This window comes from Sinorhizobium sp. 22678 (assembly GCF_052044265.1).
GTDB classification, from domain to species: domain Bacteria; phylum Pseudomonadota; class Alphaproteobacteria; order Rhizobiales; family Rhizobiaceae; genus Sinorhizobium; species Sinorhizobium meliloti_A.
Genome location: NZ_JBQEMS010000013.1, coordinates 86155 through 102083 on the forward strand (window position 1 = coordinate 86155; position 15929 = coordinate 102083).

At 61.6% G+C, this 15929-nt stretch carries 13 protein-coding genes; 2 read left to right on the forward strand and 11 right to left on the reverse strand.

The window, feature by feature from the left end:
• Positions 1-48: 48 nt before the first annotated feature.
• The 8 genes from ACTJKL_RS19990 to ACTJKL_RS20025 all read right to left on the reverse strand — a co-directional run bounded on the left by ACTJKL_RS19990 (position 49) and on the right by ACTJKL_RS20025 (position 10278).
• On the reverse strand, positions 49-255 hold the full coding sequence (locus tag ACTJKL_RS19990) for a twin-arginine translocase TatA/TatE family subunit (protein WP_003534564.1): 207 nt from the start codon (positions 253-255) through the stop codon (positions 49-51).
• A 94-nt stretch (positions 256-349) separates the two neighbouring features.
• Positions 350-1459, reverse strand: a complete 1110-nt coding sequence (locus ACTJKL_RS19995; RefSeq protein WP_440853627.1) for an ABC transporter ATP-binding protein — start codon at positions 1457-1459, stop codon at positions 350-352.
• Positions 1460-1522: 63 nt separating this feature from the next.
• On the reverse strand, positions 1523-2242 hold the full coding sequence (gene scpB, locus ACTJKL_RS20000; RefSeq protein WP_440853628.1) for an SMC-Scp complex subunit ScpB: 720 nt from the start codon (positions 2240-2242) through the stop codon (positions 1523-1525).
• Positions 2235-3074, reverse strand: a complete 840-nt coding sequence (locus ACTJKL_RS20005; RefSeq protein WP_164867107.1) for a segregation and condensation protein A — start codon at positions 3072-3074, stop codon at positions 2235-2237. The genes scpB and ACTJKL_RS20005 overlap by 8 nt, the downstream gene beginning before the upstream one ends.
• Before the next feature lie 72 nt (positions 3075-3146).
• Complete coding sequence (nagZ, locus tag ACTJKL_RS20010) at positions 3147-4181, reverse strand: beta-N-acetylhexosaminidase (RefSeq protein WP_338283131.1); 1035 nt, start codon at positions 4179-4181, stop codon at positions 3147-3149.
• A gap of 108 nt (positions 4182-4289) precedes the next feature.
• Positions 4290-7142 carry an SPOR domain-containing protein gene (locus ACTJKL_RS20015; RefSeq protein WP_440853629.1) on the reverse strand — a complete coding sequence of 951 codons (2853 nt, stop codon included), beginning with the start codon at positions 7140-7142 and terminating at the stop codon, positions 4290-4292.
• Positions 7143-7205: 63 nt separating this feature from the next.
• Positions 7206-8963, reverse strand: a complete 1758-nt coding sequence (gene argS / locus ACTJKL_RS20020) for an arginine--tRNA ligase (RefSeq protein ID WP_100674035.1) — start codon at positions 8961-8963, stop codon at positions 7206-7208.
• A 97-nt stretch (positions 8964-9060) separates the two neighbouring features.
• Complete coding sequence (locus ACTJKL_RS20025; protein ID WP_100674036.1) at positions 9061-10278, reverse strand: deoxyguanosinetriphosphate triphosphohydrolase; 1218 nt, start codon at positions 10276-10278, stop codon at positions 9061-9063.
• A gap of 216 nt (positions 10279-10494) precedes the next feature.
• Here ACTJKL_RS20025 and erpA point away from each other — a divergent pair, with 216 nt between their 5' ends.
• Positions 10495-10824, forward strand: coding sequence for an iron-sulfur cluster insertion protein ErpA (gene erpA, locus ACTJKL_RS20030; protein ID WP_018097738.1), 330 nt, complete (start codon positions 10495-10497; stop codon positions 10822-10824).
• A gap of 84 nt (positions 10825-10908) precedes the next feature.
• On the opposite strand, the gene ACTJKL_RS20035 is transcribed toward erpA, so the two are convergent.
• Complete coding sequence (locus ACTJKL_RS20035; protein WP_440853630.1) at positions 10909-12372, reverse strand: phospholipase D-like domain-containing protein; 1464 nt, start codon at positions 12370-12372, stop codon at positions 10909-10911.
• 208 nt (positions 12373-12580) lie between these two features.
• Between ACTJKL_RS20035 and xth the strand changes: the two genes are divergently transcribed.
• Entirely contained in the window at positions 12581-13372 is a 792-nt protein-coding gene (gene xth, locus ACTJKL_RS20040; protein WP_440853631.1) for an exodeoxyribonuclease III, read from the forward strand.
• Positions 13373-13431: 59 nt separating this feature from the next.
• Here the strand turns inward: xth and exoR are convergent, their stop codons facing one another.
• Both exoR and ACTJKL_RS20050 read right to left on the reverse strand, forming a co-directional pair.
• Positions 13432-14238, reverse strand: a complete 807-nt coding sequence (gene exoR / locus ACTJKL_RS20045) for a two-component system ChvIG regulator ExoR (RefSeq protein ID WP_003534542.1) — start codon at positions 14236-14238, stop codon at positions 13432-13434.
• 371 nt (positions 14239-14609) lie between these two features.
• Positions 14610-15899, reverse strand: coding sequence for an OmpP1/FadL family transporter (locus ACTJKL_RS20050; protein WP_338283136.1), 1290 nt, complete (start codon positions 15897-15899; stop codon positions 14610-14612).
• Positions 15900-15929 lie beyond the last annotated feature (30 nt).

Genomic DNA, 15929 nt, shown 5'->3' on the forward strand with positions numbered 1-15929 from the left:
GCGGGCTACCGGGTGCCTGTCGCACCCAGCCCCGTCAGCTTCCGACCGTCAGCGGACTTCGTCAGATTTGTGGTCGACGGTCTTGCCGTCGATCGATTTGTCGGCCGAAGCGACCTCGTCGTCGCCCATGCCCTTCTTGAAGTTCTTGATGCCCTTGGCAACGTCGCCCATCAACTCGGGGATCTTGCCGCGGCCGAACAGCAGCAGAACCACCGCCAGAACGATCAGCCAATGCCAGATACTAAACGAACCCATCCACTTACTCCCTCGAGACCCTAAACAGATTAGAGCCCAGCACGTTGTCATTTTTCAGGCGCACCCTCCGGGCAAGCCATCCTCTTGGCGGACCCTAAGGTGTTGAGGCGTCTTTTTCAAACACCAATATGTCGCGCTCGTTAACGGAAAGCGTGACGTCACGCAATCCTTGCGGCAGCAAATCGGCGCGGATGCGGGCGCGAACCGTGCGTTCGGACTGCGGCACGGCGAGTTCCAGAAGCTCCACGACGCCCAGGAAGCGCCGGGATACGATGCGTGCCGGAATTTCTCCACCGGTCTCGTCGAGCCGGATGCCGGAAAGACGCACCGCTACGCTCAGTGGCTGCCCCTCCGTATATTGCCCTGTTGCCACAACCCCCAGCGGCGTTTCGACATGGCCGTCCCGCACGCGCGCATCGAAGACGTTAATTTCCGAGAAGAAGCCGGCAGTGAAGAGATCGCAGGGCCGGCGATAGAGCTCGTCCGCCGTGCCGACCTGCACCAGCCGACCGTCTTTCAGCAGTGCGATCCGGTCCGCCATACGCATCGCCTCTTCGGCGTCGTGCGTTACGACGATGGCGGTCGCGCGCGTCTCGCGCAGTATGGCCAGCGTGTCGGCGCGGATGGAATCCTTCAGGCGGGAATCGAGGCCGGAAAAAGGCTCGTCCATCAAAAGCACCGCCGGCCGCGGCGCAAGCGCACGCGCAAGCGCCACGCGCTGCTGCTCGCCGCCGGAGAGCACATGCGGATACCGCTCGGAATAATGCAGAAGGCCGACCCTCTCCAGCGCCGCATCGGCCTGCAGCAATGCCTTCTTCTTCGGCAATTCGGTCAAGCCGAAACAGACGTTCTCACGGATGGTCATATGAGGGAAAAGGGCGAAGTCCTGGAACATCAGGCCGACGCCGCGTTGCTCCGGCGGAATGAAGATGGAAGGGCCGGATATTTCCTGTCCATTCAGCAGCAGACGCCCGCCCGTCTGCTTCTCTATGCCCGCGGCGATGCGCAACAGCGTTGTCTTGCCGGAGCCGGAAGGTCCGAGCAGGCAGAGCACTTCGCCGGCCTCGGCCTTGAGCGAAACACCCTTGATAGTTTCCTTGGAATGATACCGATGGCTGATATTCTCGAATGCCAGGTTCGCTGCGAACGACACACCCGAGCGCCTCGTCATCGTGACGGCGCCGCTACGCGCATCTGAAACCATGCTTGCATTCCTCGACCCGAAGATCCGGCTCTAACCTAAAGCCGATATCCATACTCAGGATTTTTAATCGTCTTCTTCAGCCTTCGGTGTCAAGAGGCCCAGTTCTTCGAGGTCCATCTGCGTGATGGGATCCTCGTTTTCGGCAAACTCGTCGTCGCCGATCGGAACCGGAATGTTCAGATTGGAAGGGACACGCCCGGACAGCAGGCCGGCTCCCTTCAGCTCCTCGATGCCCGGAAGGTCGCGGATCTCTTCGAGGCCGAAATGATCGAGGAAGTCTCTCGTCGTGCCGAAGGTCACCGGACGTCCGGGTGTGCGTCTGCGACCGCGGAACCGCACCCATCCCGCCTCCATCAGCACGTCGAGGGTACCCTTCGAGGTCTGGACCCCGCGGATATCCTCGATCTCTGCGCGCGTCACCGGCTGGTGATAGGCGATGATCGCCAGCACCTCCAGCGCCGCGCGCGACAGTTTGCGGACGTCCGGCTCCTCCGTATTGACGACGAAGGACAGATCCGCGGCAGTGCGGAAGGCCCAATGATCGGCGACCTGAACCAGGTTGACGCCGCTGCCGGCATATCGGTTCTTGAGCCGCGCCATAACGCTTGCGACATCGACGCCGCGCGGCAGACGCCCGGCAATATAGGCTTCTGAAACCGGTTGGGCGGAAGCAAATACAAGGGCCTCGGCGATCCGCTCCGCTTCCTGCTCGAGCCTCGGATCGAAAGAGAATTCTTCCTCGTAATCCTCGTCACCCGGCACGAATTTCTGGGCTTCAGCCACGTGCCGCCTCCATCTCCGCCAAGGTTGCTGCATCGATCGGATTTGGCCCGCGCCGCAGATAGATCGGCGTGAAAGCGCCCTCCTGTCGGATTTCCAACCGCCCCTCGCGCACCATTTCGAGTGAGGCCGCAAAGGAGCTCGCAATCGCCGTCGCGCGCTCCTTTGGGCTTGTCATGTAGCGGATCAGGAAATGGTCGAGCGCGGTCCAGTCGTCAAGACTGCCGACCATTCTCGCCAGGATCAAACGGGCATCGCCGAGCGACCAGACATGCCGCTTCTCGATCGTCACCTGGGTTATGGCCTGACGCTGCCTGAGCGTCGCATAGGCGGTCAGCAGGTCGTAGAGCGAGGCGTCATAATCGGACTTCCTCTCCGTGACGATGTGTTCGGGCGCGCCGCGCACGAAAATGTCCCGGCCGAGGCGGTTTCTGTTCACGAGTTTCGTCGCGGCGTCGCGCATCGCCTCCAGACGTTTCAGGCGGAATGCAAGCGCCGAGGCCATCTCCTCGCCCGACGGGCCTTCATCCTTTGCCGGCTGGGGGATGAGCAGGCGTGACTTGAGGTAGGCAAGCCACGCCGCCATGACGAGATAGTCGGCGGCAAGCTCGATACGAATAGACCGTGCCCGCTCGACGAAGGCGATATATTGTTCCGCAAGCGCCAGCACCGAGATGCGGGAAAGATCGACGCGCTGGCTGCGCGCGAGGTGCAGCAAGAGGTCCAGCGGACCTTCGAAGCCGGCGATGTCGACGACGAGCTCGTCCTCGTGCAATCCGCGACGGGCAGACTCGTCCTGCCACAAAGGCTCCATCGGCGCCTTCGCGGAAGGCATTTCCTGCCTTTCGTCCGATTTGCTCACGACCCTGCCCTTTCAGCAACTGACCCGCGCGCCAGGCTCGAGAGCCTAGGCGAGCGCGAACATTGCGTTGAATTCCGCGCGCAGTTCAGCTTCGACTGCGTCGTCCGGTTCCCGGAAAGCGGCCTCGGCAGCCCTCGCCCGGCGGAGCCTCTCGCCGGAGAGAACCGGAACGACATCTGCCACGGCCTTCATTTCTTCCATAATGCCATGACAATGCAAGACGAGATCAAGACCGGCCGCGATTATTCCGCCGGCACGTGCAGTCATGTCGCCGGCAAGCGCATTCATGGAAACGTCGTCGGACATCAGCAGGCCGTCGAAGCCGATGTGGCCCCGGATGATCTCGCTCACGACCTTCGCAGAGGTCGTCGCCGGGTTGTCCGGGTCGATAGCAGTGAAGACCATGTGCGCCGACATGGCCATCGCTTCGTCTTTCATGGCCGCGAAGGGCAGAAAATCGCTGCTCTTCAACTCATCGATACCGGCGCTGACGACCGGCAGGTTGTGATGCGAGTCGACGAAGGTCCGGCCGTGACCGGGCATGTGCTTCATCACCGGCAACATGCCGCCCGCCTTCAAACCTTCGCTCATCGCGCGACCGATCGCGGTTACCGTCGCCGGGTCATGCCCATAGGCACGATTGCCGATGACGTCATGGCTGCCGGGTACCGGCACATCGAGTACCGGCAGGCAATCGACCGTGATGCCGAGGCGCATCAGGTCGAAGGCATGCAGACGCCCCATGACCCATGCGGCACGCAGGCCCCGTTCCCTGTCCCGCCGATAGATTTCGCCGATCGCCGCGCCGTTCGGATATTGCTGCACGAGCGGCGGGCGTATGCGCTGAACGCGACCGCCCTCCTGATCGATCAATACCGGAGCCCGGGGGTTGCCGATGCTGTCACGCAGGCTCGCCACCAGGTCGCGGATCTGCTCTTCCTCGCCGATATTGCGTCCGAAGAGAATGAAGCCCCATGGGCGCTCGCCCGCAAAGAAATCGCGTTCTTCCTGCGTCAGCGTAAGGCCCTTGCAGCCGGATATGAATGCTTTTGATTCGCTCATACGAAAAGCATACTGCATGTTTCCCTAAAGCGTAGCCGACTTGGCCATATAAACGTGCGGCAATCCCGCAACGAAAACGGGCGCGGCATTCCTGCCGCGCCCGTTTCTTGTTTTCACTTCTCAGGCTTATTTCGTTACGAGGCAGCTTCCGCCGGCGCTTTTATAGCGAGAGCAAAGCGAATTGGCCTCCTCTCGCGAGCCGACGGGGATCCTGACCCGGTAATAGGTGCCCTTGCCAGCAATCTCCGCCTTGCGGATGTCCACCCCGCGACCGCCGATCACGCTCGCGTACTTCGAGGAGAGATTGTTGTAGCTCTTCTGCGCCTCGGCCTCCGAAGGCAGAGAGGCAATCTGGATCACGTAGCTGCCGGCGGGAACCGAAGCCGTCGCCAGCGGTGCGGCTGCCGTTTCGGTTGCAGGCTGGCTTTCCGCGGGGGCCGCGGCGGGAGCAGCGGCCTGCGGCTGAGCGGCCGGGCGTGCCTGCGGCAGCGCGGTCGTCTTTACGCTTCGAACGGGCGTGGCCCCTTCGGAGGCTGCAGCGAGCTGATCCGGCTGCGCGGCAGCCGTTGCTTCGGCTTGTGAACCGGCGGCAACGGCTTCACCGGACGCACGGGCCGGGATCGGCGCCGCACCGCCGGCTGTTGCCGCCGCGCTTTCCAGCGGAGCCGGTTCCTCACGGGGGACAAGCGTACCGTCCGGCTTGACGATCATGGTGCGGACCTTGCGCGGTGCAACCGCGGGAACCGCTTCCTCTTCATCGGCGGCATTCCCGGCATCGGTCCCCGGCAGCAAGCGGGCGACCTCGTCGTCGTTGGCGGGCGAAGCACCCGGCAACGTATCAACGTCTCCACGTCCCTCGAGCGGCAAAGTCTCCGGCGTCAGCGTCCGCTGCACCACGTCCATCGGCTCCTCCGTCGATGAGACCAGGCTCTGCTGGAGCGGCGCCTTGCCCGAGACGCCGGCAACGCGGTCGTAAACCGCCTTGTCCTGGTTCGGCACAGTCTTGCCGCCCTTCTCCTCGGGCACGACCTTCACCGGCGCCTTGTCCGCCAGGATGATCTTCGGACCATCGCCGGAAAGCACCGCGTTGCTGCCGCCCATCCAGGCGTAGACGGCGGCGCCGCCGACGATGATGATGCCGGCAACGCTGGCAGCCAGCAACATCGAGCGCTGGGACCGCCGGCCATAACCGTCTTCGCGATATTCCTCGGCCTGAGCATGGGGCATCGCCGTCATGCGCTCGGCTTCCTGCGTTGGGCTCCGGCGCTCCGCCATCGATCGCTGGAAGTCTTCCTCCATCGCCTTCTCGAACTCGTCGAAATCATCTGCCGGTGCGAATACAGGATCCGCTTTGTCCGCCGATGCAGCCACGGGTTCGAGGTTTGCGCCGTTCTTGGCAGCAGGCGCCGGCGCGCTGAAAAGCTGCGCCATCTCGGCGTCGATATCCAGATCGTAATCGGCCGGATAAGCCGCTGCTTTTTCCTCCGCCTCGACCGGAGGGAGCTGTGGAACGTCCAGTTCGCCGATCGGTGCGACACCGCTTTCGGTCTCGCCGATCATCGCCGGGTCGAAAGGCAAGGCTACGTCGACGGATGGCTTTTCGGGCTCCACCGGCACAGGCATGTCCCGCGACGATACCGGCGCTTGATGGACGAATGTCTCCTGCTCGCGTGGCGCGCCCATAGCCTGCAGATAAGGCTGCGCAGGCGTTTCCACGAGCGCCGGGTGCGCTACGGCGGCCTGCGTAGCGACAATGCTCGCCGGCGCATCGGCAACCGGGCTGTCCGCAAGATCGAGGTCGAGCGCTATGTCGGCCAGTTCGAGTTCGAAGTCCTCGATGTCGAAGCTCGGCTCGACTTCCGCTTCCGGCATCCGGTTTTCGGGCACCTGAGGCGCTGCTTCCGCACGCATCTCGGGCGCTCGTTCCGGCGACAGGCTCTGAACGACGACCGCCGGGCTTGTGGCAGCCGCGCTTGTGGCAGCCGGGCTTGCGACAGCCGTCTCGACGGTCGGCGTGGCAAAAGCCCGTTGCTGCGAGACGCCGCCTGACGACGCGACCGGAGTCGCGCGGCTGAACGTCGGAGTAAAAGGATAGTTGTTCTTCTTCACGGCCGCCGGAGCGGGCCGATCCTGCGTTTCGGCCACTGCCGGGGCAGCGACTTCGGCGGCGGCAGGCACCGGAAAACGTTCGACATCGGTCAGGAGCCGGTCGGCGTCAGTGGAAGCCGACGGTTGCGACGGCATTTCCGGCGGCGCGACGGCAATGTCCGTAAGCTCGTTGCTCTCGACCGCACCGGCGAGATCGCCGGCCATGTCGACATAGACGGGCTCTGCAAGCCCCGCCTGCTCGGCGAGTTTGCCGGCTACGGCCAGCTTGGCGGAAAGCGGCTCCTGCCAGTCGGAGAAGATAGGAACGTCGCTTACGCCGGCAGGCACAACATCCGGCTGGGCGGCGTCGGTCGCATCCGGCGACGCATCGTAGCCAAGCGACAATTCGAGCTCGCGCTCCAGGTCGACGGCCGGTTCGTCATGGGACGCTACGGCGACCGCAGCCAGATCGTCGTTCGACGTGCGTTCCACCGGGGTCTCGATCGAAGGCGACGCAGCGGCCTCGGCGACCCCCTCGGGGGCCGGAGCGACATCGGTGACGACTGCATTCTGAGCGACCTGTTCGTCGAAGACAGAGTGCGGGCCATCGGTCGACACTAGGGCAGACGGATGTTCGACAAGGCCGCTATCGGGCCGAACAGGCGCTGCATGGGGCGTATCGTAGCTATCGAACGCGCGGAGGAGCTCCTCCTCGAGATCGAAGGCCGGCTCGCGCCGCATCGCCTCCTGGTGGCGCTGAAGTTCCTGCAGTTGCTGAACGGCTGGCCGAGCATCGTAACCGACAATGCGGGCAAGTTCGCTCAACGGATCATCATCGGCCAATGGTTCGAATTCTGCCGGCCCGCTTCGTGCGAATTGTTTGTCTGCCATACTCTCCACTCACAACTGCCTGCGTTGAATTGCCAGTGCATTGTGGGGAATTGGTGACACGACTTACCGCATCTCATCCGGTGCAGAAGTGCCTGTGATCGACAGGCCTGACTTCAATACCGAGGCGACAGCATGCACCAGCCCGAGTCTGGCAATGCTTAATTCTCTATTCTTATCGTTAACAAAACGTAATTCCGGGTTTTCCTTACCTTTGTTCCAGTGTCCGTGGAAGACCGCGGCAAGATCATACAGGTAAAAAGCGATCCGGTGAGGCTCGTGCGAGAGTGCTGCCGCCTCCACCACGCGGGGATATTCTGCAAGCTTGGCGACGAGCTGCATTTCGGTGGGATCGACAATCGCGCCGGCCGCGCCTGCGAGATCGACGGAGGACAGATCAAGATCAGGGAATGCTTCCGCAGCCTGGCGGAAGACGGAGCGGCAGCGCGCGTGGGCGTATTGCACGTAGAAGACCGGGTTGTCCTTCGACTGTTCCGTCACCTTTGCGAAGTCGAAGTCGAGCGGCTCGGAGCTCTTGCGGTAAAGCATCATGAACCGCACGGGATCGCGCCCGACTTCGTCGACGACGTCGCGCAGGGTCACGAAATCGCCCGAACGCTTGGACATCTTCACGGGCTCGCCGTTGCGATAGAGCTTCACGAGCTGGCAGAGCAGCACCGTCAGCTTCGCCGATCCGCCGGAGATCGCACGCGCCAGTGCCTCCAGCCGCTTGACGTAGCCGCCATGGTCGGCGCCGAGCACATAGATCATCTCGTGGAAGCCACGATCGAACTTGTCCTTGAAGTAAGCAACATCGGCCGCGAAATAAGTATAGCTGCCATCGGACTTGATCAGCGGGCGATCGATGTCGTCGCCGACCTCGGTCGAGCGGAAGAGCGTCTGCTCCCTGTCTTCCCAGTCTTCCGGCAGCTGCCCCTTCGGGGGCGGCAGCGTGCCCTTGTAGACGTGACCCTTGAAGGTCAAATCGTTGATGGCCGTGCGGATCCGCGCCGCACCGTTGTCGTGCAGGGCGCGCTCGGAAAAGAACACGTCATGGTTGACGTTAAGCGCCGCCAGATCCTCGCGGATCATCGCCATCATCGCGTCGATGACACGCTCCTTGACGAGCGGCACCCATTTGTCCTCCGGCATGATCCGGAGGCTCGTGCCGTACTCGTCCGCGAGCGCCTCGCCCACCGGCACGAGATAGTCACCCGGGTAGAGCCCCGCCGGAATTTCGGCGATATCCTCGCCGAGCGCCTGGCGGTAGCGCAGGAATGCCGAGCGGGCGAGAACCTCGATCTGCGAGCCCGCGTCGTTGATGTAGTATTCCTTGGTCACGTCATAGCCTGCAAAGGCCAGCAGGTTGGCCAGCGCGTCACCGACGACCGCGCCGCGGCAATGGCCGACATGCATCGGCCCCGTCGGGTTTGCCGAGACATACTCCACGTTGATCTTGCGTCCGGCGCCGGACGTGCTGCGTCCGTAATCGACGCCGGCACGCGTGATGGCTGCCAGAAGCTTCTGCCAATAGGAAACCGACAGGCGGACATTGATGAAACCGGGACCGGCAACCGAAACGCCGGCAACCTCCGGATCATGCCCGAGCTTTTCGACGATCAGTTCCGCAAGCGCGCGCGGGTTCATGCCAAGGGGCTTGGCGAGCACCATGGCGGCATTGGTCGCCACATCGCCGTGACTTGCATCGCGCGGCGGCTCTACATTGATGCGCCCGAAGTCCAGCTCGGATCGCTTTTCACGAATGATCTCAATCGATTCCAGAATTCTGTTAATTCTTGCTTCGAAGTCTGTGAAAAGGTTCATCTAATCCGTCCGCTTTTTCCAGCCACACTGGAGAATGGCGCAAATTCAAAGGAGGCCGGGTCCATCGAGAACCTGCAGCCTCCACGCGGGGGCGTCACTAGCGCAAATCAGGCGTATGGTCAAACAAGCGCCTATGCACGCTTATCGCGAAAGTATCGGTCATACCGGCGAGGTAATCGCCAACGTGGCGCGCCCGGGCCGGCACCGCCATACCGGCGATTTGGTCGATCCAGTAATGCTCCTTCATCAGCGACGGATCGTGCATGAAGGCCCGGTAGAGGTCCGTCACGATCGATGCCGCTCCCTGTCGTACCCGCATGACCTCCGGATGCCGATAGATGCGCGTCATGAGCAGATTCTTGATCTGGCGGTCCGTCTCGCCCATCTCATCCGAGAAGGTTGCCATTACCCTGCCCGCGCATCGCACGTCTTTCGCGCTTTCCGGCCGGACTTCACCGAGCCTTTTCTGCGCCACGGCGATGACGTCCTCCACCATGGCGGTGATCTGCCGCCGCATGATCTCATGCGTGAACCGGCTGCTTTCAAGGCCTGGATAGCGGTCGTGAACCTCGCGCATCAACCGGGCGAGAAACGGTATCTCTTCCAGCATTTCGAAAGTGAGATAGCCGGCACGCAGACCATCGTCGATATCGTGGGTATTATAGGCGATATCGTCGGCAATTGCCGCCACCTGCGCCTCGAGGCTCGCAAAGCTCGCAAGCTCGAGGTCGTGAAGCGCGCAGTAATCGAGAATCGGCTGCGGAACGGGGCCGCGAAGGCCCTGCCCGTCTGCCGTCATCAGCGGGCCGTTGTGTTTGACGAGCCCTTCGAGACTCTCCCAGGTGAGATTGAGGCCGTCGAACTCCGCATAGCGCCGCTCCAGCTTGGTGACGATGCGCAGCGACTGGGCGTTGTGATCGAAGCCGCCATAGGGCTCCAGCACCTCGTGCAAAGCGTCCTCGCCGGTGTGCCCGAACGGCGTATGGCCGAAATCATGGACGAGCGCCACCCCCTCGGCGAGATCCTCGTCCAGTTTCAAGGCCCTGGCGAGGGCGCGAGCGATCTGGGCGACTTCGATCGTATGCGTGAGCCGCGTGCGGTAATGGTCTCCGTCGGCGGCAATGAAGACCTGCGTCTTGTGCTTCAGCCGCCGGAAGGCCGTGGTATGGACGATGCGGTCGCGGTCGCGTTGGAAATCGGAACGTGTGGGGCTCGATGCCTCGGGATACAGTCTGCCGCGGGAAGCCCAGGGGTTCGATGCATAAGCTGCGTGTTCACCGTAACCGAAACCAAGGGCCTGCCTGTCGACTGTCATTTCACACCTGCGCGCGTCATCCCATTGACGGGACATTCAAGCCTTCATACCTATAGAAAGCGCTACAGGAAAGCGACGCTGGCCGGCGACTCCGTCCCCTCGGGGCGGAACAACGGCTTGCGGCAAGCCTGAAGATCGCCTGTCACGGCATGCGATTATAGCGTCAGAGCGAAGACGAATCTCTCCGGTTCTTGACCCCGGCAGGAGGCAAATAAGATGCAGGAAACAGTTACGCTTTCGGATGCGGCGGCCAGACGCATTGCCGCAATTCTCCAGGCGGAGAAGGACAAGAGCGCGATGCGCGTCTCCGTCGAAGGCGGCGGGTGCTCGGGCTTCTCCTACAAGTTCGATTTGGTGGACGCGGCAAATGCCGACGATCTCATCCTCGAAAAGGACGACGCCAAGGTCCTGATCGACAGCCTGTCGCTGGTCTACATGGGCGGCTCGGAGATCGATTTCGTCGACAATCTTCTCGGACAGTCGTTCCAGATCAACAATCCGAACGCGGTCGCAAGCTGCGGGTGCGGAACGAGCTTTTCGATCTGACGCCTCGCGCCACATCGTTATCGATTCCAGGACGTTAGAGCGAGATGCGGGCGGAAAACCGCGCACGCTTTTCCTCATCCAGCACTAAAGATAGGGCGATCCGAGCCAGAGCAATCGGTTTGCCAGCCGGTTTACGAGCGGCTGCGCGCGGAGCCCCGCAAGGGTCACTTCATCCGCTGTCGCGCGTATGGCGCAGACCTTTTCGCCGATTGCGCGTGCGAAGGCTTCGTCGAGTATTTCGAGGTCGAACTCGAAATTGAGGCGCAGGGAGCGAGGATCGAGATTGGTCGATCCGACATAGACCCAGCGGTCGTCGATGACCATCAGCTTGGAATGATTGAAGGCGCCCTTTGCCCGCCAGACGCGGCAGTGACCTTTCAGCACCTGGTCGAACTGTGCCGTCATCGCGCGGTCGACGAGTGTCAAATTGTTGACGGAGGGCACGATGATGTCGACCTCGACACCCTTCCTCGCCGCCGTCACGAGCGCGCTGATCAATTCCTTGTCGGGCAGGAAATAGGGCGACATCAACCGGATATGTTTTCGCGCCATCGAAAAGGCGCCCATAAGCATCTTGTGATTCGTCTCGTTGGTGTTGTCAGGACCTGAGGGAATGGCCCGCATCAGCACCGATCGCACGTCCGGCTCCGCGGGAAGGTCGGCGAGCCGCCAGCCGTCGCCTGTCAGTACCTCCTCGCTCGAGAACTGCCAATCTTCCGCAGCAACCTGAAAGATATCGGCGACAACGGGTCCCGTAACGCGGAAATGCGTGTCGAAAGAAGCAGCCTTTCCTGCGATTTCAGCGGAAAAGCCCGCACGGATGTTCATGCCGCCGGCGAAAGCGACCGTACCGTCGACAATCATGATCTTGCGGTGTGTCCTGAGGTTGGCATAGGGCAGCCGCAGGCCCATGATGATATTGCCGTTGAAGACGGCGGTCGGCACGCCTCCTTCCTTAAGATAGCCCACAATGGACGGCACGGAATAGCGCGCACCCACGGCGTCGATCAGGACGCGCACGGCGACGCCGCGTTTCACTGCGGCGATCAGGGCATTGGCGAAACGCATGCCGATGGGATCGCGGTCGAAAATATAGCTCTCGATGAGAATGCTGCGACGGGCGGACGAGATCTCGTCGAGCATCGCTGCATAGACCGCGTCGCCGCCCTCGAGCATGGTGATGTGGTTTCCCGCCGACATCGTGAAGCGCGCAACGCGGTCTCCAAGCATCTTCATTGCCGCGAAACGCTGCCCGAAACGGGCCACCACCTGATCATGCGTGACATCGAAGCGCCCGAACGGGTCCCGCTCGGTCGAGCGCAGCAGCGAGCGCTGCAGGCCGATAGACGAGCGGCGCATCCGATTGATGCCAGCGACCGCGTAGATGACCGCACCGATGACCGGTGAGAGCAGCACAACGCCGACCCAGCCGGCAGCCGCACGCACATCGTCTTTCGTCATCGCCGCATGGATGATTGCCGGGACGCCGAGGACGACCGAAAGCAGCGCCAGAAAATGCGGCCAGTAACTCTCTATGAACGCGATCATGCGCGGGACTATAGACGGACGCGGAGCGGAATCAATTCGGCTACTTAAGGGTGAAACCTAACGTGGGGAAGAAGCGGAAGATGCGCCGGACCGGCGGCCGCCCGATCCAGAACCCAAATGGCGGATCCCGGATTTGTCAAAAGAATTTCCAGCCGCTAGAACCAATCGACCGAACGGACTCAAATGTCGTGAGAGGCAAGGCTGCCCAATGAAGATTGCCACATGGAACATCAACGGCGTCAAAGCGCGTCTCGACGGCCTCGTCGGCTGGCTTAGGGAGTCGAACCCCGACATCGCCTGTCTGCAGGAGATCAAATCCGTCGACGAGACATTTCCGAGAAGCGAGATCGAGGCGCTCGGCTACCATGTGGAGACGCATGGACAGAAAGGCTTCAATGGCGTTGCCCTGCTCTCCAAGACAAGACCGGACGAGATCAATCGCGGATTGCCGGGAGACCCTGCCGACGAACAGTCGCGTTTCATCGAAGGCGTATTCTCCGTCAATGGCGGAGCCCTTCGGGTCTGCTGCCTCTATCTGCCGAACGGAAATCCGGTAGAGACGGAAAAATACCCCTACAAGCTCGCATGGATGCGGCGTCTGGCCGCCTTCGCGGAACAGAGGCTCGCCCTGGAGGAACCGCTCATCCTGGCCGGCGACTACAACGTCATCCCGGAGGCGCATGACTGCTGGGACGTCAAGGTCTGGCGGAACGACGCTCTCTACCTGCCAGAGACACGTGCCGCCTTTCGGCGGCTGCGCAACCTCGGCTTCACCGACGCGGTGCGCGCGACCTCCGACGAGGCGCCGCTCTATTCGTTCTGGGATTATCAGGCCGGCTGCTGGCAGAAGAATTTCGGCATCCGCATCGATCATCTGATGCTGTCGCCGGAGGCGGCCGACAAGCTCGTGTCGACCTCTATCGAAAAACACGTCCGTGCCTGGGAAAAGCCGTCCGACCATGTGCCCGTAACGGCTGAATTCGCGTTCGCGACGACCTGAGGCGAGTCGACCTTCCCTTCCCTGCGGTCAGCCATCCTCGGGTCAGGCCGCACAGGACTTCAATCGTCGTCGTTCTGCAGATGCATGTTCTGGGACATGGTTATCGCCACCCGGCGATCGTCTTCGGTGGCGAGCGAGAACGCCTGTTCCTGCATCGCCTGGAGCCAGGGCCGGTCCTTGGGAGAACATTGGCCGAGCGCCGCCGTCATGTATGCGAGACCGCGAGCGGTCTGACCTTCCTGGAAAATGACGTTTCCGAAAACGCCCATGGCGCCGGCATGACCATTCTTGCGCGCCCGGTTGAGCCATTTCTTGGCCTGCTGGACATTGACGCTTCCGCCCTCGCCCGAAAGCAACATGCGCGCGAGCTGGAATTGCGCTTCCGCCACGCCGAAGGTGGAGGCCGCCTGGAAATACAACTGCCTGGCCTGCGACAGGTCGGACCTTACCGGGGTGTCGGGAATGCCGCGCCGGTAATAGCCGGCAAGCGAAATCAAGGCATTGACGAAGTAGCCCGTATCTTCCGAGCCCGGCTCGACACCCTGTTGTGCGATTTCGCTGTAGATCTTGAATGCTTCGAGATCGTTCTCCGCGACACCATCGCCATAGGCATACATATTGGCGAGCGCCCAGCGAGAGCCCGTGTGCCCCTTTTCGGCAGCATATCGATAGGCCTCGACCGCTTCGTCTTTCCGGCCGCTCTTATAGGCGGAAAAACCGAACTTGAAGAGCGCGAAGGGGCCGGACTCCTTGGTCACGCCGGCTCCGGGATCGAAAGCCCGTGCCGGCCCGGCCGCGGTTGCGCCAACCGCCAGCGACATGCCAAGCACCGCAACCCTAAGCGACTTCAATTCACCCGCGCGCATAACAATCAGTTTCTTTCGTTCGAGCCGGCCACGCCGACCCCATCACCGTCGCGAAGATGCTGCACATACTGGCTCCTGCGCCCACCGGTGCTCCGGCTGCGCGCCTGAGGCCAATTGCTACGGGATGTCATGACGGCACACAAACTCACTTCACCTCAACGCGGGCATGGAACTCGACTAGCCTTCGTCCCTATATCGCTGCTCTCATTTTGTGGCGGGAAATGGACATAATCGACCCGGCCCAGATAGTAGCAAACCGTAGCAGGAAATGTGTTGCTGAATCGTCACATTCACAACCGCTTATAAGCGTGGTTACCAGACATAAAAAAGGCCCGGCGGAGACCGGGCCTCGAGCAGTGGATTTTAGGAGATCAGAACCTGACCTTCAGCGATGTCGAGATCGCACCGACGAAGTCATTGTCGAAGTCGTAGGAGACATCGCCGCCGATCGTCTCCCCTTCGAAATCAACCGGACCGGAACTGCCGCTGGTCAGGATACCGACGACGCCGGCAAGACGGATTTCTACATTCTCGGTCGGCGTATAGGAAACGCCTGTGCCGAGCGTCCAGGTATCGGTCTGAGCCCCGTAGCCTTGGCTTGTTCCACGATCCCAGGTGAGGCTGACTGCACCGCTCCATTGATCGTTGAACTTGTGGCCGATGCCCCCGGTGACGGTCCAGCCATCCCGGTAAAGGAGATCGAGGCTGGTGCACGGCGTAGTAGGCGATATCGTCGCAGGGCAGAATGTTACAACCTGCAACTGACTCCAATCGGTCCATTTGATGGAGCCAAACGCCAACCAGCCGGGGGCAATGCCGGATTGAACCTTGAGTTCAAGCGAATCCGGCATCGAGGCCGAACCCCGAACGTCATATTTGGTGCCGGTGATCAACGGAGGACCGACCGGGAAAGGGTTCGGAAACGCAAGCTGACGCAGATCGATGAAGCCTGAAAGATCATCCAGATCTACAGCACTGTTGTACACCAAGCTCGCCCGCATAGCATATTCAGGAATTTCGTATGCAACGCCGGTGCGCCAGCCCCATCCGCTGTCTTCCAGCTCGAGACGACCGACGCCAGAAAAGGTCGAAAGCGGAAACGGCGCGAAGGTGTAATCCTGCACGAGTCGCTCTTTAAAGCCGCCCACTTCCTGATAGAATCCACCGCCAATAACCCGGAAATAGCCAGGTCCCATTTCCCACTTGTAGGAACAGGTGGCCGCATAGTTGTCGCTCTCCACCTTCGTCTCGATGTTGTTGTTGGCACCGGCCCAGTTTTTGCCGGGGTTGGTGTGGGCGCCCCAAGGCTGCGAGTAGTCCGCCATACAGTCAATACTGTCACCCAAAGCAGCCTTAACGCCGATGCGGGGCGCCCAATAGCTCTCAGTGTCGTCCGCGGTGCTTGGACGATAATTCAGGTTTCCGCCACCAAATGTCCCTCCGAGAATGTCCGTATTGGCGGTATCGGTGTCCTCGACATTCTTCAGCTTACGTTGCGGATTGACATAGGTCGCCGTCGCTTCGGCCGCATAGTCCGACGGGTCGAACAAGAGATCGATATTATAGCCGCTGCGCTCAAGCCCTCCCGCCTGCGCAGCCGAGGCCACGAGCACTCCGGCCACCGCGGCCAGAATACCCTGCTTCAATCCAATTCGAGCCATCAAGCTCCTCCCCTGCATTCCAATTCTGCG